The following is a 22009-nucleotide window of genomic DNA, read 5'->3' as shown; positions in this document are numbered from 1 at the left end:
AAGTCGTTATCAAGTAATGGTAATGATGCTTTGTGGTCTCTTTTTTGTTGGACATTATTCCTTAGGAGGACTTCCAAAATGAAAACAAACCGCAACTTACTGAAAAAACAACTTAAAGAAAACAAATTTGACGTGCTTGTAATCGGAGGGGGAATTACTGGTGCTGGTATTGCCCTGGATGCTTCTACAAGAGGCATGAAAACTGCTTTAGTTGAAATGCAGGACTTCTCGGCAGGAACATCTAGCCGGTCTACAAAGCTTGTTCATGGCGGACTCCGATATTTGAAACAGTTTGAAGTGAAAATGGTAGCAGAGGTCGGAAAGGAAAGGGCTGTTGTTTACGAAAATGGACCTCATGTTACAACACCAGAATGGATGCTGTTGCCTTTTCATACAGGCGGCACTTTCGGCAAGTTTACGACAAGCATTGGATTAAGGGTGTATGATTTTCTTGCAGGAGTGAAAAAAAAGGAAAGACGGAAAATGTTTTCGAAAGAACAAACCTTGGCATATGAACCGCTAGTTAAACAGGATGGATTAAAAGGCGGCGGTTATTATGTGGAATACAGAACAGATGACAGCAGATTAACAATAGAAGTAATGAAGGAAGCGATAGACAAAGGGGCGGCAGCATTAAACTATACAAAGGTAGAAAATCTCCTTTACGATACAGAAGGGAAAATCAATGGAGTAGCGGTAACAGATGTTTTAACTGGCGAGAAGTATTCTGTTTTCGCAGAAGTTATCGTTAATGCTGCCGGTCCTTGGGTTGACAGCATTCGGGAAAAAGATGGCAGCAGAAAAGGGAAAACATTGCAGCTTACAAAAGGAGTCCATCTTGTTATCGACCAATCGGTTTTTCCTTTAAAGCAAGCCATTTATTTTGATACACCAGACGGCAGAATGGTTTTTGCCATTCCGAGAGATGGGAAAGCTTATGTAGGAACAACAGATACTTTCTATAAAGAAGACCCTGTTAACCCAGCTATGACAGTGGAGGACAGAACATATATCTTAAATGCAATTAAATATATGTTTCCTTCTGTCAATGTGACAGAGGATGATGTGGAATCAAGCTGGGCTGGAGTTAGACCGTTGATTTTAGAAGACGGTAAGGATCCGTCTGAAATCTCAAGAAAAGACGAGATTTGGGAATCGGAGTCTGGACTTGTGACAATTGCTGGCGGAAAGCTGACTGGCTACCGTAAAATGGCGGAAACAGTTGTCAATTTAGTCAGTGGGAAATTTGCAAAAGCAAATAAAAGCTTTTCAGAATGTCAGACAAAGCATTTGCCAATATCTGGCGGGAAAGTGGGGGGATCGAGCAAGTTTGACAGCTATGTTGCCGGAATTGTTCCAGATGGAATGGATGCTGGCTTGACGAAGGAAGATGCAGAAGCTGTTGCGAGAATGTATGGAAGCAATGCTCCGGTTGTTTACCGCATTGTTAAAGAACAGAAAGCATCTGCTGAAAATAATATGCCTGTGCTTTTATGGGCAAAAGTGCATTATGCATTGGAACACGAGCTTGCGATGACTCCAGTCGATGTGCTCCTGCGCAGAACAGGCTTGCTGCTGTTTGGCATCAAAGAAGCAGTTCAATATAAGGAAGAGGTATTGGCATATATGGCGAGCTACTATGGATGGGATCAAGCAGAACAGCTGTTTTATAAAAAACAGCTTGAAAAGGAAATCCTCCATGCTACAGTGCCAGCTGATTTACAGTCAGAAGAGCTATTGGATCATATAATGTAAAAAAATTAAGTCACGGGCAATCCCGTGACTAATCTTTTGGTTTAAATAGAATTGACAAACTGTAAATAATAGGATATGATATTGCTTGTATGTATTTGAGGTAAGAACGGAATTGATCATAAAGAACTTGTGTAAAGTTATGTAGAAGCAAGACAACAAGGAACAGTTGATATATAGAACAAACACCACTTTAACAATCTTCTCCAAAAATCACATTAAAATAATCTCCTAAATGCGGATTAACCCTTCCAAAAAATTATTCTAGTTAATGTTATTTTTGCCACCGTTCTAATTCATAGAACTAATTCACACTGGCACGGCCTCGGAGCCGTAAGGATGAAAGAGAGGCAGGGCTTTCATTGTTTTAGGTATGGCACGTTTCACGGTGCATGACCCTTAAGTATATGCCAAGAAGTGCGGTTTTTACATAGGTCTAATTATTTTCGAATAATAAATGAGTAAAGATCTATCACAAGCACGAAACAGCAGGCATCTCCCAAATATGCGGAGATGCCTTTTTTATTGTCGAAACATGTTTTCATGAAATTAAAGCTATGTTATGATTACGTAGTAAAAACGATTCGTTTCGCAGTGACTGACGACAATAATGGAATGAACCATATGGGAGCTGTGAAAAGTGTATAGCCGGTCGTCTGGGCAAAAGGTAAATTAACCTTTCTAACACAATACCTGGAGGGATATACATGTCTGAAAAAGTAATACTGGATGGAAACGTGGTAGCGAATGCTGTTAAGGAAGAACTGAAAGGCCGAATTGAAGCGTTAAAGACAAAAGGCGTAACACCTTGTCTGGCGACAATTCTCGTTGGAGACGATCCATCTTCCGAGACATATGTGCGCATGAAAGGAAATGCGTGTGCAAAGCTAGGAATAGACAGTAAAAGAATCCATCTTGATAAAGAGACAACAACAGAACAATTACTTGAAACGATACAAGCCTTAAATGACGACAATAATGTCCATGGAATTTTGCTGCAGCATCCTGTTCCTGGTCATATTGACGAAAGAAAGGCATTTGAAACGATTGCAATCGAAAAAGATGTTGATGGGGTAACAAGCTTCGGTTATGGGCAAACGGCTCTTGGATTTGGCAAATTCCCATCTTGTACACCTGCAGCCATTATGAAGATAATGGAGCATTACGGTATTAAAGCGAGCGGAAAACATGCTGTTGTTGTCGGCAGAAGCCCGATTTTAGGTAAACCGGTATCTGCATTGCTGTTAAATGAAGATGCAACAGTAACTACATGCCATTCCCGCACAACAAATTTAGCAGACCACGTAAAACAGGCTGATATCGTAGTGGCAGCAGTCGGCAAGCCGAACTTCATCCAAGGAGACTGGATTAAGCCAGGCGCGGTAATATTAGACGCAGGCTATAATAAAGGCAATATCGGTGATGTCGATTATGAGGCATGCCTGGAAAACGCATCTGCAATAACTCCAGTACCAGGCGGAGTAGGTCCTGTTACAATAAGTATGCTGCTGAAGCACACAGTGGATTCTGCTGAAGGAATTTAATTAAGAAAAAAATATGTTTGACAAAAGTCACTATTGAATATATGATGTATTTAACGCTTGTAAGTTCGGTATATGTTTTTTAAGGATAGATGGTCATAGTTGCAAATATAGCTTATGTCCGAAAAGGTAGCGATGCTTCACTGATTCCTAAAGATTTATATAAGTTCTTAAAGGTGTAACACAATTTTGGAGGTTTTACAATGAACACAGGTAAAGTAAAATGGTTTAATGCAGAAAAAGGTTTCGGTTTCATCGAGTCTACTGAAGGACAAGACGTATTTGTTCACTTCTCCGCTATCCAATCAGAAGGTTTCAAAACTTTAGAAGAAGGTCAAGACGTAACTTTCGAAATCGTTGAAGGTAACCGTGGACCTCAAGCAGCTAACGTTACTAAAGCTTAATAATTTTTAGATTAAAGGTGATGCCTTTCCTTAATGCATCACCTTTTTTTAGTGTAGTACAAAAAGTGCTTCGCCATTCTCCATAAACCCAATCATTTTCATCAGGAATTTAAATCCCCTAATATTTTTTTCCAGAATGTTTTAGAACATGAAAAAAAGTGAATGGAAGTGGAGAGTATATATTTATTATTATTTATAAAGCGCTCTTGCTCCAATATTTTTCAAGATAAGATTATTTAAATGCCTACTAATTTGGGTAAAATAGGCTAGGGTATCCAAAATGGACAATCATAACAGATATCGTCCATTCTTTATAAGTATTAAATGCAATGAGCAATAATGAAGGAGGAAAAAGTATTGACCACTTTTTCAGATTTTAATTTAAGCAGCAGTTTAGAAAAAGCATTATCCAATATGGGCTTTGAAGAGCCAACACCAATCCAGGCACAGGCGATTCCAATCGGTCTTGCTGGCAAGGATATGATTGGACAAGCACAAACAGGTACTGGTAAAACTACAGCGTTCGGTGTGCCTCTTTTAGAAAAAATTGAAGTGGGTAAACCAGTTCAAGGTCTTGTAATCGCACCTACTAGGGAGTTGGCTGTACAGGTTGCAGAAGAACTTAACCGTATCGGTGCAGTGAAAGGCATCCGTACATTACCAATTTACGGTGGGCAAGACATTAACCGCCAAATTCGCGGATTGAAGAAAAAACCAGAAATTATTGCAGCGACTCCTGGTCGTCTAATCGATCATATCGAACGTAAAACAATTCGTCTGCAAGATACAAAAATGATCGTCTTGGACGAAGCAGATGAAATGTTAAACATGGGCTTCATTGAAGATATCGAAAGAATTCTAAGTGAAACACCAAAAACACGTCAAACATTGCTTTTCTCTGCAACAATGCCAAAAAGAATTCAATCATTAGCAGAACGCTTCATGGTTGAACCAGAGCTTGTTAAAATTAAAGCAAAAGAAATGACGGTTACAAATATTGAGCAAAACTTTATCGAATTACAAGAGCGCCAAAAGTTTGATGTGTTGTGCAGTCTTCTTGACATCCAATCACCAGAACTTGCAATTGTATTCGGTAGAACAAAAAAACGTGTTGATGAAGTGGTTGAAGGCTTAATCAAGCGTGGATATTCTGCAGAAGGAATTCATGGTGATATTCCGCAAGGCAAAAGGGATCAAGTAATCCGTCGCTTTAAGGAACAAACAATTGACATCATGGTAGCGACAGATGTAGCTGCCCGCGGATTGGATATCAGCGGTGTGACACATGTTTACAACTTTGATATTCCGCAAGACCCTGAAAGCTATGTACACCGTATCGGACGTACTGGCCGTGCAGGTAAAAAAGGTTATGCTGTAACATTTGTATCTCCAAGAGAATTGGATCATCTTCGCATCATTGAAAATGTTACGAAGAAAAAAATGGTGAAAAACCCGATACCTTCTACTACAGATGTATTGGCTGGAAACCAACAGGCAACAATTAACAAAATCCAAAAAACAGTTGAAGAAAATCAATTTGCAGAATATAAGCGTCTTGCTGAAACATTATTGGAAGAAACTGATTCTGTGACATTGCTTGCAAGTGCATTGAAGCTTCTTACAAAAGAGCCAGATGCAACGCCAGTTAAATTGACTGCAGTTGAACCGCTTCGTTCTAAGAAGCCGAAAGGTGACCGTTCTGGCGGACGTCGTCGTAATGACAGAGGCGGACGTGGATATGACCGTAACCGTGGCGGCGGCAGCGGCGGCGGAGAAAGAAGAAGCAGAAACAGAAACAGAAATAGAGATTAATAAAAATATTTCTCTTTTATGTTTAATTTCTCTTCCAATTGGTTAATATAAACAAATGAAGGATATAAATGTATATCCTGGTTATTTAAATCTAGGAGGCAATAAAATGGCAACAGGTAAAGTAAAATGGTTTAACTCAGAAAAAGGTTTTGGATTTATTGAAGTAGAAGGTGGAGATGACGTATTTGTTCATTTTTCTGCTATTCAAACAGACGGATTCAAAACTTTGGATGAAGGCCAAGAAGTTAACTTCGATATAGAAGAAGGCGCACGTGGCCCGCAAGCTGTTAACGTAACGAAACTTTAATATGCTGATGATAAAGAACCCTGCTAATGACAGGGTTCTTTTTAGCATAATTTTTTAGAAGCAATATTTTTGTTAATTGGACAAAGTCTGTTACAATAAAGGCTGATAAAGAAAGAGGTGCTACATAATGAAAGAATTTACTGTTGAATTTCATAAAGAAGATGGAATGGAAAACATTACAGTCCAAAAATTGAGTGAAGAAGATTTTAACCGAGTAACTAGCGGTGGAACTAGACAGCTGTTTGAGTTGGATACGAATATCGGCTACTTCATCTATTTTGATGCAGTTGATGAAAGTGGAAAAGAATCGTATTTAGTTCTTCAATATCTGGAAGAAAGTGAAACACCATCTGCTTGTTTTTCCTTTGAATTAAAGGACTTCTACCAATTTATAGCACTTCATTTAAATGATTTGCAAATTGATGAGGATGAAGAGGAAGAAGCAGAGGACGCTTTTGGTCCAATCCACTATCTTGCGCATTTAATGCATCATATTGTGGAAGATGGCAAGTCGGTCGAAGTATAATAAAAAGAGCAGGAGACATGTCTCCTGCTCTTTTTATGTAATTTAAGCCTCTTTGTAATGACTGCTGCAAAAATTAAATACTTCTTGAAGCTCGTCCTCTTCTAAAGCAAAATCCAAGTACTTGTCTTGGCTGCTGTTATAAAAGTCATAATTTAACACTTTCATTTCTGACTCCTCAACGAAGAACAATACCTTTAATTGAATGGTGCCGTCCTCAAACAGCTCGTCCTCCTCATCCTCTTCCAGAGTTAAAAAGAATTCATATCGTTCTCCTGATAAAATGCCAGTTGGATCTTCGATCTTTTCCACTGTATACTCTGTTATATTCATTATTGATGACCTCCTATATCTATCACTGCATAGTATTTCAAAGTATGGGTGAATTTATTGCATACTCGAAAATAATATCATATTGCTTACAGGATAGCTAATGCTTTTCAATTGAAATGGAATATGATAAGATGGAATATTAATTATTTGACTTTTTATATATGTATGTTATAATAGGAAGATAGGTTAAAAGAAAGATAGATATGTTTGGTCACTTGTTTTTAAGGTCTAGTCTGTAGATTTCTTACGTTTGCAAGTGATTTTTTATGTTTTACGGGCTCTTTTTTTTTGATAGTGGGCTCTAATCAAACAAAAGCTTCATGGAGGTGTTTCATTTGGCAATGGGATTTGGCCGAAAGAATAACGAGGAAATTGTAAAAGAAGAAGTTGTAGTTTGGGATTGTGTATCTGAAACATGCAAATGCTGGATTCGGGACAATTTTAAAAGCACTGAAACACCAAAATGCCCAATATGCGGCAGTGATATGGAAAAAACGACTAGAGAGTTGCAAGTCGTCAATAATAATAGCATTTACTCAAAATAAAAACTAAAATCCTTTGGATTTTAGTTTTTTTTTAGCTTGTAATATTCATTAACAAAGGAATGAGCGAACTGCCCCAAATCACCGTAATCCAAGCAGCTAATATCATTGCCAAGGTCGAAAAGGTTGCTTCCTGTTCGCCAAATTCCATCGCTTTTGTTGTTCCGACACCGTGTGCACCCATTCCTAAAGCTAATCCTTTAGCAATAGGCGATTTCAAGGATAAAAGTTTTATTGCATATGGTCCAATTATCCCGCCGATGATTCCAGTAATGATGACAAACACGGTTGTTAATGTCGGAAGTCCGCCAATTTCCTGCGATACTTCAATTGCGATTGGCGTTGTGATGGATCGCGGCAATATGCTTATAATGAAATCTGCTCGCAAATTAATTAATTGTGATAGAAAAAAAGATGACGTGATAGCTACTACAGTACCGGTTGTGACACTTATTAGCATAACACCGAAATATTTTTTCAACAGATGCTTATGTTTATATATCGGCACCGCAAAGGCGATTGTTGCAGGGCCGAGCAGGTGTGTCAACAACCGCGATGATTCTAAATAGCTTCCTGCTGGAATATGGAGACAGCTGATAAACAGAATTAAAAGCAGTGGTGACAGCAGGAGCGGATGCAGCAATGGATTTTTCCATTTTTTATAACTCCATTTTGTCACTCTGTAAAATATATACGTTAATACAGTAAACATTATAATGTTCATTTATTTAAACTTCTCTTTCTATTATAGATTTTTTCTGCTGTAAATCCGGTTGCTCCCATCACGATAAAGGTGCTGACAGCAATGAGAAGAACCGTTTCAATTCCTTTCATATTAAGGATTTCTTCATAGTTAACGATACCAACAGCAGATGGAATGAAAAACAGCAGCAGTTCAGCCAGCAGCCAGGCTGCACCAGTTTCTACCCACTTCAGTTTAATCCACTTAAGCTGTAAACCTATAAATAAAAAAATGAGACCAATCATGGATGCTGGCAGCGGAACTGACACAACCATTTTTACTCCCATTCCAAGAAAAAGAAAAAGATGTATAAAAGCAATTTGCCCGATAATGATTAGAAATTTCAATACGATCACCTTCCCTGTCAATCAATGGAATAAATGCTCGCCCTTAAACCTTAGATTAACTATATAAGTTATCATACGCTGAATGTTGCTATTCGTAAAATACATAATTATTATAATTATAATAACCAATAGTTATAATGGGTGCGTGCAGAAGGTGATGCGTAAATGGGGGAGGAGCAGGGGAGATGATCATTTATTGCTGAAGAATAAAATCAATAAATCTTCTCCCGGCGACAGATAAATAACGGTCTTTTTTTGTTATGACAGCAAGCTGCCAATTAGTTACTGGTTCTAAATCAATAAATCTTACTTGATTGTTTGTTGTGCGGTTGCAAATCGATTCTGGAAGCATGGAAATCCCTAAATTCGCAGCAACAATTTCAATCATGAAGTCCCATTGTGAGCTTTTAAAGATGATGTTCGGCTCAAATCCTGCGTTGATGAATCCACGTTTCATCATTTCATATAAGGCGAAATCCTCACTGTAAAAAATAAACTCTTCATCTATAAGTTCTTTCATATGGACTTTTTTTCGATTGGAAAGAGGATGCTGTTTGTGGACAATTAATTTAATTTCTTCACTCACAAGGTGGAAGACGTGGAACGAAGACTCATCCATTATTGGCAATACGGCAATACCAATTTCAATTTCTCCTTCTTCGACACTCTTGACTACTTTAGCCGCTCCATACTCTTTAATATTGATTTGAATATTCGGATACGCCTTGTGAAATGCAGATATAACTTTAGGGAAAAAGAGGCTGCCGATCATTGGCGGAATACCGATGTTAATGTTCCCGCGAGCAAGATTAGTCATATCGTGGAGGGTAGTTGCCATCTCATCCATTTGAGCCATTATCTTTTGCGCGTAATCGTAAACGATCTGGCCAGCATCTGTTAGTTCATGTGTTTTATTTGATCGATTAATTAGCGTGATGCCGATTTCTTCTTCCAAACTTTTGACACCTTTACTAAGGGCAGGCTGGGAAACATGCAGTTTTTCAGATGCTTTCGTCATGCTTTTCTGCTTTACTACTTCAACAAAGTACATTAATTGTCTAATTTCCATTTAACTGCTCCATTCCTATTTTCACTGTTTATTATTGTACTCCAACAGCTGAAAAAGAGACAGCGAATATTTATTATTTTGAAATAAAAAAAGATGTTTACAGAATGATGTAGGCGGGTAAAACTTTGTTAGAATGATTGGAAAGGTGTGGAAACCTGTGAATACTTATGAGTTGAAAACAAAAAAATGGCAAGCAGATTGGAAATATAACTTAATGTCTCAAAGAAAATATGAGAATTTACTTGCAAAGAAAAATACGGTGGAAATAATCGTAAGTAATCTAAATCGCAACAAACGGACTCGATAAGGACTTAAATATATGGAGAGTTCAGGCCGTTGGGTATGCCCTCAACAGCCTGAAAACATTTATCTAAAGAGCGCAGGTTAATTAAGCGCGGAAGGTTCCATTATATAATCTTCAAAAACTTTTTCTATAAGTGCATTTTCCTCGAAATTATTAGGGCTTTCCAAATGTTTGATTCGTACAATATAAACGGATTTAACAAACATATGAAGTGCTTCATCCTCGGTTAAAGCATCAATCTTATTAATCAACACTTGATCGGATATATAGTTGACAATTCTACTCAGAAATTCTTTTGGATAATCCTTTGGCAGTTTTCCAGTTTCTTCTGTAAAAATACCCCCTTGACCTTCGACTTCTACATGACGTACAACCTCTGACAATTCTTTAACACTGAATATATCCACTGATTCAACACCTCTTTCCTCTAGTATTATAACAGGGGTTTAAATACTAGTAAATTAATGTTTTTTCACATTGCTTTGTTGGTTCAGGCCGCGGTGGCCAAAACGTTGTTATATAAAAGGAAATCGCATATTCTCTTACAAGGATTACAAAAAAAACAGAATGGAAGTCCCATATTGGTAGCATTAATGGTAAAATACTCATGGAAGAATTTTTTTAAAGGGAGTCATTATGGGAAACGAACAAAATAAAGACCTTAATATTATGTATAATATGGTGAAAGATTTTCACCAAGCATTCGGACATCAAGTCGGAGAAACACCTGCACCGATTGAAGAAAAAACAGCTGTAAACAGAGCTGTATGGACAGGAGAAGAGCTTGTAGAATTTCTTTATGCAACAGCTGACGGAAAAGAAGAAAAATTTCAGGAGCTGTTTCAAGCATTTCTTGCTGGCCTTCATAAAGCCGCTGCTAAAATTACGACAGAGAAAAAGCCTGTCGATGATGTGCTTGTTGCACAAATGGACGCATTGACAGATGTGGAGTATTTTAACCAGGGAAGCTTTGTCATTGCAGGCGTAGAGCCATTTAATCTGTTTAAGATTGTTCAAGAAGCAAATATGGGCAAGCTGTTTGAAGACGGTAAACCAAGATTTAGAGAAGAAGACGGAAAAATCATTAAGCCGCCGAACTGGGAAAAGGACTTCGCACCGGAAGGTCGTCTTAAGCAGGAAATAGACAGACAAAAAGGAAACAAATAACAGGCTCATTCAAAGATAGCCAGAACAAGACCTTTTTAGAAAGAGTCTTGTTCTGGTTTTTTTTGTTTTTCTCTTGCAGGGCTTTTGTGCCACTGTGTAATCTTTTAGACCTATAATCGATTTGAAATAATAGGAAAATGCTAACTTGTATCTGTTTAAGATTTTTTCCGAAAAAAGTGACATGATGTCATCTTAATATATTGACAAGATGACACGCTGTCACATATAATAAATTTTGTTATCAGATGTGACACTGTGTCATGTATAGGAAGTAGGAGTTGTCTTATGCCAAAACAAACATTTTTCCATTTAGCAGCAGATAAGCAAGATACGTTGATTCATGCTGCAAAAGAAGAATTTTCAAGAGTTCCGCTACATGAGGCATCTATTGCCAATATTATTAAAAGCGCAGGTATTCCGAGAGGAAGTTTTTATCAGTATTTCGATGACAAAGAGGATTTGTATTTTTATTTATTAAGTGAAATCTCCAAGAAAAATACGAAGCGATTCCTTTCCATATTAGAGGAAAATGACGGAGATTTATTCGCAACCTTTATTAAGTCCTTTCAATTTATGGTGACAAATCATAAAGAACAAAATCATGAAAACTTTTTTAAAAACGCCTTTTTGAATATGAACTATAAATTGGAGAACACATTAGCTAATAATGTATACGAAGAAAAGCAAAAAAGCCTTTTCTTAAATATCTCCCAATCGATTAACAAAAGCAACCTGAACCTAAAGGATGAAAGTGAATTGCATCACATGGTAAGAGTTATGACAGCCGTTACCTTCCATAATATTGTTCAAATGTATGTGAAGGATTTAACCGTTGCAGAGGCGACTGACAGTTATCTGAAGCAAATGGATCTTCTTAAAAGGGGATTCGGCAGGGAAGAAGTATGATGAAGGATTTAATCAACATGCAATTAAAAAAGCTTGTCGACACACTTCAGAAGCAAAACATTTCTGCGCAAATTATCAAACGTCCTGACATACTCCAATTAGCATGTGCAGATAATAAAAAGATAAATTAATTTACTAAGGGTAAGGAGACAAAAACTATATGGATTCCAGTTTACAACAAAAGAAACCTCCATATTTGATGATTGCCATTCTATTTGTAGGTGCATTTGTATCATTTCTAAACAACTCACTTTTGAATGTTGCATTACCATCAATTATGGTTGACCTAAAAATTGACGATTATTCGACGGTACAGTGGCTGTCAACAGGCTATATGCTTGTCAGTGGTGTATTAATACCAGCTTCAGCCTTCCTGTTAACTAGATTTTCGAACAGAAGCCTATTCATTACCTCCATGGCCATTTTTACAGCAGGTACTGCATTGGCAGCATTTGCTCCTAACTTTGGCACATTGCTTGCAGGACGAATGATCCAAGCGGCAGGGTCTTCGGTTATGGGCCCGCTGTTAATGAATATCATGCTAATTAGCTTCTCCCGTGAAAAACGTGGTGCTGCTATGGGGATTTTCGGATTGGTTATGATTACAGCTCCTGCAATCGGACCAACATTATCTGGTTATATTGTTGAATTTTATGACTGGAGACTTTTATTTGAAATGATTCTTCCGCTTGCTGTAATCAGCTTGCTGCTGGCAGCATGGAAGCTTGAGAATGTTATGACACAAAATAAAAATGCAACACTAGATTATACATCGGTTGTATTATCTTCCATCGGTTTCGGCGGATTGTTATATGGTTTCAGCTCCGCAAGCTCCGACGGCTGGTCTGATCCAGTTGTATTAATATCATTGATTGCCGGTGCTATAGCATTGGCGGTATTCATCATGCGACAATTAAAAATGGAAGAACCGCTGCTTGATTTGCGTGTTTATAAATATCCAATGTTTGCGCTAGGCTCTGTTATTGCGATAGTTAATGCGGTTGCGATGTTTTCCGGGATGATTTTGACACCAGCATATGTACAAAACGTCAGAGGGATATCGCCACTTGATTCTGGTTTAATGATGCTTCCTGGTGCAGTTATTATGGGGATTATGTCGCCGGTCACAGGAAGGCTGTTCGATAAATTCGGTCCCCGTGTTCTTGCCGTTATAGGTCTGGCTATTACAGGTGTATCGACTTATATGCTGGCACATTTGCAAATAGATTCAACACATGCCTACATTATTCTTGTCTATACATTGCGTATGTTCGGAATGTCAATGGTAATGATGCCAATCATGACAAACGGCTTAAACCAATTGCCAACACGTTTGAATCCTCATGGAACGGCTGTTAATAATACAGCTCAGCAAGTTTCAGGATCAATCGGGACAGCGATACTTGTTACAATTATGAATACAGTCACAAAAAACGAAGCGGAAAGTATGATGGCTGGAGTAGATCCAGCTTCTGTGACAGAAGCTTCAGCTGCACTGCTTACACAAAAAGCGCTGCTTGAGGGAATTCAATATTCCTTCTACGTGACACTTGCTATTAATGCTATTGCTTTAATTCTGGCACTGTTTGTTAAACGAGTCGATACAAGTCAAGAAGCAGTTAAAGAGCTTGAGAAGCAAGGAAGCCCAAATAGAAAACCAGCAACAAACTAACAGCAAAAAAGGAATGATCTGGTGAGTCCAGTTCATTCCTTTTTTATTTTTCTATAACAGCTAGTTACTGCTGCTCATGCTTTGGGTAGTTTCCTACAAGATAGATGGCGCTAATAAGTCGTTTATTTATCCATTTTCTGTTTTCTTCTGTGTTTAAGTGGTCAAACACATGTTGTCTGCCTTTTTCTGTTGTTACATAATGGTGAGGCAGGTTGTTTAGGCTGTATGCAATTATATCCATTTTACACTTTTCGCACTTGCAAAAAAGCTGAAAATCTGGACTTAGTAATAAATAGGTAACAAGAGACTCTACAATTTCTTCCATCACATTTAAATATTTTCTTTCCATATCTATTACCCCTTTTGTCTTACTATATATTTATATCGGCTATTTTGTTGATTTGTTTAAATGAGATAATGATTTATTCATCCTTAAAGGTATTTTATACTGAAGTTAGGTGTAAAGGAGGGAGATGGTCAAGTGACAAGTGACGAACTTTATCAAGAGTTCCTCTATATAGGAAAGGCCTTAAATAAAAACCTTGGTATAACTCCTGTTTTATATGGGTCATTAGGGCTTGAAGTCGTAACGGGTATTAACTTTAATCCACAGGATATTGATATTCTTGTGCCAATATCTTATATAGAGGAGAAATGGCCCCTTTTAAAGGAAATGATGGAAAAGCTGTCGTATGAACTGACAGATTTACACGAGCATAAGTTTGAGAAAAATGGGTTTGAAATAGGGTTCGCCTATGAAGAAGACCTGCCTCACTTTGCAGGAGTTGCTTATAACCTGTTAGAAATGAAGGTGGAAGCAGAAGCGAGATTTAAGGTGTTGTCTGTTAAAGACTTCTTAGCCGTTTACCGGAAATCATCAAAAGACAGCTACAGGAAAACAAAAAACAATAATAAGGATTTAAAGAAAATCGCTATTCTTGAATGCCTCTGATTTTGTCTCCGATTTTTTTCCGTAATGACTAGTGCTTTTACCTAAGCAAGACGCTGGGTGGGTGAATATCTTATTAGGGATTATAAAGAGGAGGTAAACTACAGATGAATGAGATAGCTGCAAATTATGGATTTTACCAAAATGATTTAAGAAGACCAATTGGCTTTGGCAGACGCCCATTTTATCGTCCATGGGGTTTTCGGCCTGGCTTTGGTGCACCTTTCGCTGCGGGACTGCTAGGGGGTCTAGCTGCTGGTGCTCTTATTGGCGGCCCGTATTATGGAGGATATCCGTATTATCCATATCCGCCATACCCATACCCTTACTCATACCCATACTATCCTTATTAATAAACTAAAAACGCCCAAACCACTGGTTTGGGTGTTTTACTTTTCTAGCGGGAATTAGGGAAAATCCTTGTTACTGTCTCAACAAATTCATCATATAAACCGCTGATTGGTTTGCCATTTTCAATATCATCAGCATAATTAGTGAAGCGATCATAAAAATCTGGATTTGAAGATACATACACATTATCAATTTCACTATCCGTATCCTTCACTCTGTCAGCGATTTTATCTTCTAGTTTATTTGTTACACCATCTTCTTGATTTCCTTCAAGCTGTACAGCAACAAAGGCATTTTCATCTGTCTTCATGACAACTGCACGTTTCACTTCTTTCATATCTTTTATCTTTTCAGCCGCTTTATCAGCTACGTCAAGGTCCGCTTTATTGCGTTCGTCTGAGTTATTGCCGATATTGTCAGCGTTCAAGTTGTTTTCGGTATTGTTATTATTATTATCATTCATGGCAGTGCCGTTATTATCATCATCATTGCCGCACCCTGTCATAACTGCTGTCAAGGCTGCGACTGCAAGCAAATGTTTTACTTTTTTCATGGCGCTAGAACCCTCCTTAATAAGTTTCAAATTCAGTTTTCCCTATAACAAACTTGAATATGTATGAGGAAGATTTGTGCCATTTATTGTATAGAAGGGCAAAGCAATGAGATAATAAAAAACAAAAAAGCCTATTATCAAAAGATACAGGCTCTTATGAACTGTGCTCATCTGGTTGCTGCAAGTTTAAAAACTCGCTTACTTGTTGTACATGCTGCTGCAATGAATAATGTTTGTATAAACTGGTTGCTGAGCGTATTGGGTCACCGAAAAAGAATCGTTCGTATTGAGTCTGTCTTGTGCCAAAAGCGCTCATCGTCAAATCCCAGCCTAACCGAAATATTTTATTGCGATCTTCCGCTTTTTTACTTGCACCTTGCATGTATTGAAGTAAATCATTGCGAATAGCAGAATGAAAAGACTTCTCTTGCGGCAATGTCACAAGTCCGCTTGCACCAATCAACTGAATAATTTCACTAAAACGGGGATAACTTTTCGAGAAAATATTGCTTGCAACTTGAAGAGGAAGGATATTTGGTACGAGATGCCCACATTGATCAGGCTGTGCATCATGCTCAGACTTTTCTAATAAAGCTTTCATAGTCTCTAATGCGATGATAATCTCTGCCATTTTTTCCTGTATATGTGAATATTCTCTAATGTCAATGGTGTCAATTATAGATTCGGCTATGCCTAATATGAATTCTGTTTTCTTTATTTGTCTTATCAGCACTTGATGCAATGCGTAGTGGTGAAAGGAGCTCCTATTCAAAAAGTCATTGGCTGCTTTAAGATTGTCATAGTAGAACACCCGATTCCACGGAACAAGAACATTGTCAAAGACGAGAATACAATCCATCTCCTCATATCTTGCGCTTAAAGGGTAGTCAACGAGTGAATCGCCGCCTGCAAAGGATTCTCTGCATATAAACTTAAGCCCTGGTGTATCTGATGCAATACTGAAGGCGAACGCTTCATTTTTATCAAATTTAGGTGCTCCGAAAACGAGTACCTCGTCTGTAATACCGCCTTGAGTGGCCAACAGCCGTGCCCCTTTAATTATTAAGCCGTCCTTGGTTCTTGCTACAACTTTTGCGGAAATTGGTTCCTTGCTGTCTTCCAAAAATACCTGGGACCGATTAACCTGTGGGGTGATAAATGTATGTGTAAAAGTCAAATCTTTTTCACGTGCTTCTTCAAATAAATTTTTAATATTTTCTGGAAAACAATTTTCTTCACCAGCGAGCAGTCCAGCAGATGAAGCCAGACTCATTATCACCGTATTTAAATAATCAGGGCTTCTGCCCATCATTCCATAAGTCGCTTTAGCCCAGGCTTCCATCATTGTACGTCTTTTCCGTAAATCCTCCATCGTTTTTGGCTGCAAATAGGATAAACCGACAGGATTGCCTGTAAGAGGAGAGGGAAAGGTCATGTCCTTTAATCTGTTCGGATTTGTCTGCATATCATATAAAGCAGCCTTTGCTTGAAGAATTCCTTTAAATGCTGGATGGTTGGAAGGCTTTTCCACTAGCTTGGAGCCGTCCAGCCAAATTTCTGTATTCATTCTGTCAATACGTTCAATTAAAGCTTTGCCACTGATTACACCCATAAAAAATCCTTCCCTTTATTTGTTATTTAGTGAACCAGACTTATTTAAATTATTTTATTATAAAGTTTTGATTCTGTTCCAATACAACGACGGAAAAGTGAGATTATTCGAAATAAAGAAATTTTTATGGTAAAATATAGTAATGTTTAGTGAGAGGATGGTTTGAAAAGATATGAAAAAAGTATTCAAATACTGTTATTTAACAGTAGCTATTCCAATTTTGTTTTTATTGTCAATCTTTTTTGATTCGAGCGGAAATTTAGGGTTATTTATCCGAGATGTATTGGAAGATACAAAATAAGAATTTATAAAAACAGCATAGTACATAACCAAAAAGATTAGAAAAAAGCAGGACAGCAATGTCCTGTTTTTTCCATTTAGCTTGCTGACGAGATATAGCTGTAACAGAAAAAATTGTCATAAATAACAAAAAAAATTATATGTTATGGGGAGCACACTGATAGGAGGTGATCCTTTTGGTAAGATTAAATACACTGTATCAAGACAAAGAGAGAGGCTGGCAATCCAAACAGATCATCTTTCAGACATCTCCATCCATAGGAGAAACCATTAAAATCGACAAAAAATTTTACAAAATCACTAATATCATTCATTATGCAGAGGATAGCAGTCTGGAAGTGATTGCACAAGCAGAGTGAAATAAATAAAAGGTATTGGCAAAAGTCAATACCTTGTTTTCATACCTACATTAATTGCCGCAAATAAACTATAATAAGTGAGTAAAATATGTTTGGCAAACAAAGAGTTAATTCCTATGGTTGTCTTAATACCCATAATTGGATAGACAAGCCATGTTTAATAGGAGAAAATTATGTTATCGTATTAAGAATGTGAAGACATGGATGACAGTTATAAAACAATAACTTTTCGTCTGCAGCAAGGAGGATATGTTAGGTGAAAAATAAAAATAAAGAGAGACTTTTGATGGCTGTATGGCTAGTCTCGACTATTGCCACATTCGGCAGCCTGTTTTTTTCAGAGATTATGAAATATGAACCATGTAAGCTTTGCTGGTTACAGCGTATATTTATGTATCCTCTGCCGGTCATTGTTGGATTAGCTCTTATAAGGAAAGATTATAATCAAATCTGGAGCTTTTTATCATTAGCGAGTATAGGGTTTATCATTTCTCTTTACCATAATTATATTATGCTGTTTCCACCGGAATTAGGCTCATGTGGAAGAGTATCATGTACGACCGATTATTTTAACTTATTTGGGTTCATTACGATTCCTCTGATGGCATTGATTGCCTTTCTTCTTATTATTGTTTTATGTGTTGCTGGTTTAAAAATGGACAAGCAAGCAAAATTCATTGTCGAAAATGAGCAAGAATAAGTCGTCCGACACTAAGCTGCCAAAATGGCAGCTTTTTTTCATTTACCTTGTATTTTCTGTCTCTATGTTTAAACAATCTCCTGAAAAGGTAATTAACTTGTATACACTTCTTAGAATAATGGAAGTATAACTCACAATTTTTTCTTATAAGGGAGATAGTAGTACATGAAAACAAGCGAAGAACCTGGTTTTGTGAGAACATCTTCTACAGACCGCACAAGTAAGACAGGAAATGTGCAGAAAAAACAGAAGCTTTCACAAAAGGCATACTTAAAACTCATTACATTCATTTCAACTTTTGGAGGTCTTTTATATGGTTATGACACCGGCGTAGTAAATGGTGCTCTTCCCTATATGTCAAGAGAAGACCAGTTGAATTTGACTCCTTTTACACAAGGGCTAGTCACTAGTTCTCTTTTGTTCGGGGCAGCTTTTGGTGCTATTTTCGGAGGCAGGCTGGCTGACAGGAAGGGAAGACGGAAAACAATCATCAGCGTCGCATTTATATTTCTTATCGCAACAATAGGCTGTACATTTGCACCTAATATGGAAATCATGGTGTTAAGCAGATTTGTTTTAGGTCTTGCCGTCGGAGCTACATCGGTGACAGTTCCTGCTTTCCTAGCAGAAATGGCTCCTGCAGAGAAAAGGGGAAGACTTGTTACACAAAATGAATTAATGATTGTTACAGGGCAACTGCTCGCTTACATATTTAATGCAATCCTTGCAAATTCTTTCGGAGAAATGGGTAATGTTTGGAGATATATGTTAGTTATCGCAACACTTCCAGCAGTGCTGTTGTGGATAGGAATGCTAATCGTTCCGGAAAGTCCGCGCTGGTTAGCTTCGAAAGGTAATATAAAAGGAGCACAGGCAGTGCTTGAAAAGATAAGAGAAAGAGTTCAAGCACGAAGAGAGCTGAAGGAAATTGAAAATACAATCAAAGAAGAAGGAAAGCTTAAAAAAGCTACTTTTAAGGATTTAAAACTTCCGCATGTTCGCAGAATTATACTTATAGGAATTGGAATCGCCATGATACAGCAGTTAACAGGAGTAAACTCCATTATGTATTATGGAACAGAAATATTAAAGGATGCAGGATTTTCAACGGAAGCTGCCCTTATCGGCAATATTGCCAATGGAGTCATTTCCGTATTGGCGACTTTCGTAGGAATAGCCTTGCTTGACAAGGTGGGCAGACGCCCAATGCTATTTGTCGGCATGGCAGGGACAAGCACATCTCTGCTGCTTATCGGTATCATTTCGATTGTAATGAAAGGATCTGCCATGCTGCCATTTATTATTCTCAGTTTGACGGTGTTATTTTTAGCATTCCAGCAAGGTGCCGTTTCACCTGTCACATGGTTGATGCAATCTGAAATCTTTCCCCTTCATATGCGCGGGTTAGCGATGGGAATATCAATATTCTGTCTGTTTATGATGAATTTCCTTGTAGGATTGCTATTCCCTGTTTTATTTGATGCATTCGGATTATCGACTACCTTCTTCCTGTTTGTAGGATTAGGAATATTGAGTCTAATTTTTATAAAACGATTTGTTCCTGAAACGAAAGGACGCTCACTTGAAGAAATTGAGCATGCCTTCCGCAGTTCCAAGAAAAAACTTGCAGCAAAACAAGGATAAGAATGAAGACGTTCCTATTTAGAGGAGCGTCTTTTTTATGGTAATGGCCCGTTTTTGAAGAGCTGAGTCGCAGATGCAAGGCTTTAAACATTTTATATAAAATAGCTTTTTCTTATTTAAAGGACAGTGCCTTTTCCAATACTAGTATGTTGACAAATGAAGCGAGAAAATAATATTATAAATTTAGTACCTGATACTAATAGTTGGATATATAAACTGGTTATAAATTAACAAAGGGAGAGACAATCATGATATCTAAAGCAAGAATAACGGCAATCGGGACATACGTGCCTGATAAAAGGCTGACAAATGATGATTTGGCCCAAATGGTAGAGACAAATGACGAATGGATTGTGCAAAGAACCGGCATAAAAGAAAGAAGGATAGCAGCAGAAGACGAGTTTTCTTCCACATTAGCAATCAAGGCGATTGAACATTTGGCTGCAAACTCAAAAAAGTCACTTGAAGACGTAGACTTTATTATTGTTGCGACAACTACAGCTGATTTCAGCTTCCCAAGTGTAGCTGCCCAAATTCAAAAACATTTTCACATGAGCTCTACTGGAGTATTCGATTTAAGTGCTGCATGTGCGGGCTTCACATATGGCTTGCATCTCGCGAATAGTCTGATTACTTCAGGAATGCATCGAAAAGTGCTCGTCGTAGCTGCAGAAACGCTGTCTAAGGTGACTGATTATACAGATCGGACGACATGTATTTTATTTGGAGACGGTGCTGGTGCCATGCTCGTTGAATATGATGAGGAAAATCCTAGCTTTCTGGCATCCCATATGGGTACAAACGGAGAGGGAGGAATTCATGTGTACCGAACTGCCATGTCGGAGCAAATGAATGGTGAGCCTTTAAAGACAAACGGGAAGATGGTTCAAAATGGCCGCGAGGTTTATAAATGGGCGACAAGAACGGTGCCTGGAGCAATGGCAGAGCTTTTAAAAAAGGCAGATATGACGATAGAGGAACTGGATTGGTTCGTTCCCCATAGTGCGAATCTGCGAATGATTGAGTCTATTTGTGATAAATCAGGTGCGGCAATCGAAAAGACTTTAACAAGCATGGTACCATATGGGAATACATCCTCCAGTTCTATCCCACTGGCGATTCAACTAGGATTATATGACCAAAAAATTAAAGAGGGAGACAGCCTGCTTTTGTATGGTTTCGGAGGGGGACTCACACATCTAGGTCTTATTATCAAATGGAATTTACCTTCATATTGAATGATGTCAGGAAAGAGTTAACAGGCTTTTTCCTGTTTTTTTATGTAAGAAGTAATTCTCTCTTTACAAGAAGTAGGTGGAAAAATAGAATAATTGTTAGAAGGTATGTTACTAGAAAAAATACATAATAAGCTTGAACGGATAATAGATAAACGGAAGGTTGATAGGAAAAATGATTCAAATAAGGAATGTGAAAGAAACGGATTTGGAAAGATTGCTAACCATTGAAAATGAAGGGTTTACAAAAGAAGAAGCAGCAACAAAGGAAGCCTTTTTAGAAAGAATTGCTTTAATAAAGGATACGTTTCTTGTTGCGGAAAAAGAGGGGAAAATCATTGGCTATATTAATGGTCCAATCATTCCTTATCCATATATAACAGATGATCTGTTTGAAAGTATTCAGCAAAATCCGTCTGCAGGCGGATTTCAAAGTATTCTTGGATTAGCGGTAGCAAAAGAGGCCCGTTACAAAGGGGTTGCCCTGCTTTTGATGAACAAATTAAAAGAGCTTGTAATTAAAAATAACAGACTAGGAATTACATTAACGTGCAAGGAAGAATTGATTCCTTTTTATGAGAAATTAGGATTTAAAAACCATGGTCTATCAGAGTCCCAGCATGCAGGGACAGCTTGGTATAACCTCATTTATAAAATATAGACAAGGATGGATAGTGCAAAGAAATATTCCTTATTGATTTGCATAAAATACTTTTAATACTGAAGGGATTTTAGCGATTGAAGCTCATTATTAATACCTTATAAACAATATGGACATTTAATTATAAGAATTAAATATTTATATTTTTATAGTACATATAACAGAATAGGTTTTAAGTAGGTCTTTTCTTTTAAAGTAAAAGGCCTTTTGCTTATATTAAATAG

Annotated in this window: 27 protein-coding genes and 1 riboswitch; of the genes, 19 read left to right on the top strand and 8 right to left on the bottom strand. The window is 37.7% G+C overall.

Going from position 1 to position 22009, the window contains the following annotated elements; genetic code table 11:
• Positions 1-78: 78 nt before the first annotated feature.
• The 6 genes from L8T27_RS11650 to L8T27_RS11625 all read left to right on the top strand — a co-directional run bounded on the left by L8T27_RS11650 (position 79) and on the right by L8T27_RS11625 (position 6342).
• Positions 79-1755 (top strand): glycerol-3-phosphate dehydrogenase/oxidase, encoded by a 1677-nt coding sequence (locus L8T27_RS11650; RefSeq protein ID WP_233313521.1) that lies wholly within the window; start codon positions 79-81, stop codon positions 1753-1755.
• A gap of 581 nt (positions 1756-2336) precedes the next feature.
• A riboswitch (ZMP/ZTP riboswitch) is annotated at positions 2337-2421 on the top strand.
• 38 nt (positions 2422-2459) lie between these two features.
• The gene (locus L8T27_RS11645) at positions 2460-3296 is read left to right on the top strand and encodes a bifunctional 5,10-methylenetetrahydrofolate dehydrogenase/5,10-methenyltetrahydrofolate cyclohydrolase (RefSeq protein WP_233313522.1); all 837 of its coding nucleotides are present in this window, start codon (positions 2460-2462) and stop codon (positions 3294-3296) included.
• A gap of 200 nt (positions 3297-3496) precedes the next feature.
• Positions 3497-3697, top strand: coding sequence for a cold-shock protein (locus L8T27_RS11640; protein WP_233313523.1), 201 nt, complete (start codon positions 3497-3499; stop codon positions 3695-3697).
• A 357-nt stretch (positions 3698-4054) separates the two neighbouring features.
• Positions 4055-5509, top strand: coding sequence for a degradosome RNA helicase CshA (cshA, locus tag L8T27_RS11635; RefSeq protein WP_233313524.1), 1455 nt, complete (start codon positions 4055-4057; stop codon positions 5507-5509).
• A gap of 106 nt (positions 5510-5615) precedes the next feature.
• Positions 5616-5816, top strand: coding sequence for a cold-shock protein (locus L8T27_RS11630; protein WP_233313525.1), 201 nt, complete (start codon positions 5616-5618; stop codon positions 5814-5816).
• Between the two features lie 127 nt (positions 5817-5943).
• Entirely contained in the window at positions 5944-6342 is a 399-nt protein-coding gene (locus tag L8T27_RS11625) for a cytosolic protein (protein ID WP_233313526.1), read from the top strand.
• Positions 6343-6384: 42 nt separating this feature from the next.
• On the opposite strand, the gene L8T27_RS11620 is transcribed toward L8T27_RS11625, so the two are convergent.
• Positions 6385-6672: a DUF6509 family protein gene (locus tag L8T27_RS11620; RefSeq protein WP_237941600.1), complete on the bottom strand. Its 288-nt coding sequence runs from the start codon at positions 6670-6672 to the stop codon at positions 6385-6387.
• A 341-nt stretch (positions 6673-7013) separates the two neighbouring features.
• On the opposite strand from L8T27_RS11620, the gene L8T27_RS11615 reads away from it, so the two are divergent.
• Positions 7014-7217, top strand: coding sequence for a cold-inducible protein YdjO-related protein (locus tag L8T27_RS11615; RefSeq protein WP_233314732.1), 204 nt, complete (start codon positions 7014-7016; stop codon positions 7215-7217).
• A 31-nt stretch (positions 7218-7248) separates the two neighbouring features.
• Here L8T27_RS11615 and L8T27_RS11610 read toward each other — a convergent pair whose 3' ends face one another.
• The 4 genes from L8T27_RS11610 to L8T27_RS11595 all read right to left on the bottom strand — a co-directional run bounded on the left by L8T27_RS11610 (position 7249) and on the right by L8T27_RS11595 (position 10083).
• Positions 7249-7938, bottom strand: a complete 690-nt coding sequence (locus L8T27_RS11610; RefSeq protein WP_233313528.1) for an LrgB family protein — start codon at positions 7936-7938, stop codon at positions 7249-7251.
• The gene (locus L8T27_RS11605) at positions 7935-8312 is read right to left on the bottom strand and encodes a CidA/LrgA family protein (RefSeq protein WP_233313529.1); all 378 of its coding nucleotides are present in this window, start codon (positions 8310-8312) and stop codon (positions 7935-7937) included. Before L8T27_RS11605 ends, L8T27_RS11610 begins: the two co-directional genes overlap by 4 nt.
• Before the next feature lie 184 nt (positions 8313-8496).
• Entirely contained in the window at positions 8497-9372 is an 876-nt protein-coding gene (locus L8T27_RS11600; protein ID WP_233313530.1) for a LysR family transcriptional regulator, read from the bottom strand.
• A 384-nt stretch (positions 9373-9756) separates the two neighbouring features.
• Complete coding sequence (locus L8T27_RS11595) at positions 9757-10083, bottom strand: hypothetical protein (RefSeq protein WP_233313531.1); 327 nt, start codon at positions 10081-10083, stop codon at positions 9757-9759.
• Between the two features lie 229 nt (positions 10084-10312).
• Between L8T27_RS11595 and L8T27_RS11590 the strand changes: the two genes are divergently transcribed.
• The 4 genes from L8T27_RS11590 (at position 10313) to L8T27_RS11580 (ending at position 13421) form a co-directional block, all read left to right on the top strand.
• Positions 10313-10843 carry a pyrophosphohydrolase domain-containing protein gene (locus L8T27_RS11590; protein WP_233313532.1) on the top strand — a complete coding sequence of 177 codons (531 nt, stop codon included), beginning with the start codon at positions 10313-10315 and terminating at the stop codon, positions 10841-10843.
• A 285-nt stretch (positions 10844-11128) separates the two neighbouring features.
• Complete coding sequence (locus L8T27_RS11585) at positions 11129-11749, top strand: TetR/AcrR family transcriptional regulator (RefSeq protein ID WP_233313533.1); 621 nt, start codon at positions 11129-11131, stop codon at positions 11747-11749.
• Positions 11746-11880: a hypothetical protein gene (locus tag L8T27_RS28690; protein ID WP_267913270.1), complete on the top strand. Its 135-nt coding sequence runs from the start codon at positions 11746-11748 to the stop codon at positions 11878-11880. Before L8T27_RS11585 ends, L8T27_RS28690 begins: the two co-directional genes overlap by 4 nt.
• A gap of 29 nt (positions 11881-11909) precedes the next feature.
• A complete protein-coding gene (locus tag L8T27_RS11580; RefSeq protein ID WP_237941599.1) occupies positions 11910-13421 on the top strand; it encodes a DHA2 family efflux MFS transporter permease subunit in 1512 nt (503 codons plus the stop codon).
• 64 nt (positions 13422-13485) lie between these two features.
• Here the strand turns inward: L8T27_RS11580 and L8T27_RS11575 are convergent, their stop codons facing one another.
• Entirely contained in the window at positions 13486-13770 is a 285-nt protein-coding gene (locus L8T27_RS11575) for a late competence development ComFB family protein (RefSeq protein ID WP_233313535.1), read from the bottom strand.
• A gap of 132 nt (positions 13771-13902) precedes the next feature.
• On the opposite strand from L8T27_RS11575, the gene L8T27_RS11570 reads away from it, so the two are divergent.
• Complete coding sequence (locus tag L8T27_RS11570) at positions 13903-14373, top strand: hypothetical protein (protein ID WP_233313536.1); 471 nt, start codon at positions 13903-13905, stop codon at positions 14371-14373.
• A gap of 104 nt (positions 14374-14477) precedes the next feature.
• On the top strand, positions 14478-14723 hold the full coding sequence (locus tag L8T27_RS11565; protein ID WP_233313537.1) for a spore coat protein: 246 nt from the start codon (positions 14478-14480) through the stop codon (positions 14721-14723).
• 44 nt (positions 14724-14767) lie between these two features.
• Here L8T27_RS11565 and L8T27_RS11560 read toward each other — a convergent pair whose 3' ends face one another.
• Both L8T27_RS11560 and hpaB read right to left on the bottom strand, forming a co-directional pair.
• Positions 14768-15274 carry a YhcN/YlaJ family sporulation lipoprotein gene (locus tag L8T27_RS11560; RefSeq protein WP_233313538.1) on the bottom strand — a complete coding sequence of 169 codons (507 nt, stop codon included), beginning with the start codon at positions 15272-15274 and terminating at the stop codon, positions 14768-14770.
• A gap of 154 nt (positions 15275-15428) precedes the next feature.
• On the bottom strand, positions 15429-16886 hold the full coding sequence (gene hpaB / locus L8T27_RS11555; protein ID WP_233313539.1) for a 4-hydroxyphenylacetate 3-monooxygenase, oxygenase component: 1458 nt from the start codon (positions 16884-16886) through the stop codon (positions 15429-15431).
• A 172-nt stretch (positions 16887-17058) separates the two neighbouring features.
• Between hpaB and L8T27_RS28685 the strand changes: the two genes are divergently transcribed.
• From L8T27_RS28685 to L8T27_RS11530, 6 genes are all read left to right on the top strand, one after another.
• On the top strand, positions 17059-17187 hold the full coding sequence (locus L8T27_RS28685) for a hypothetical protein (RefSeq protein WP_282581394.1): 129 nt from the start codon (positions 17059-17061) through the stop codon (positions 17185-17187).
• 175 nt (positions 17188-17362) lie between these two features.
• A complete protein-coding gene (locus L8T27_RS11550) occupies positions 17363-17545 on the top strand; it encodes a hypothetical protein (RefSeq protein ID WP_233313540.1) in 183 nt (60 codons plus the stop codon).
• Between the two features lie 256 nt (positions 17546-17801).
• Positions 17802-18245, top strand: coding sequence for a disulfide oxidoreductase (locus tag L8T27_RS11545; RefSeq protein WP_233313541.1), 444 nt, complete (start codon positions 17802-17804; stop codon positions 18243-18245).
• A gap of 165 nt (positions 18246-18410) precedes the next feature.
• Positions 18411-19889, top strand: coding sequence for a sugar porter family MFS transporter (locus tag L8T27_RS11540; protein WP_233313542.1), 1479 nt, complete (start codon positions 18411-18413; stop codon positions 19887-19889).
• Positions 19890-20137: 248 nt separating this feature from the next.
• Positions 20138-21127 carry a ketoacyl-ACP synthase III gene (locus tag L8T27_RS11535; RefSeq protein WP_237941598.1) on the top strand — a complete coding sequence of 330 codons (990 nt, stop codon included), beginning with the start codon at positions 20138-20140 and terminating at the stop codon, positions 21125-21127.
• Between the two features lie 172 nt (positions 21128-21299).
• Positions 21300-21785: a GNAT family N-acetyltransferase gene (locus tag L8T27_RS11530; protein ID WP_233313544.1), complete on the top strand. Its 486-nt coding sequence runs from the start codon at positions 21300-21302 to the stop codon at positions 21783-21785.
• The last annotated feature ends 224 nt before the right edge of the window (positions 21786-22009 follow it).

The sequence above is a fragment of the Niallia sp. Man26 genome (genome assembly GCF_022049065.2).
Taxonomy (GTDB): domain Bacteria; phylum Bacillota; class Bacilli; order Bacillales; family Cytobacillaceae; genus Niallia.
This window is presented reverse-complemented; position numbering and strand designations above follow the sequence as displayed.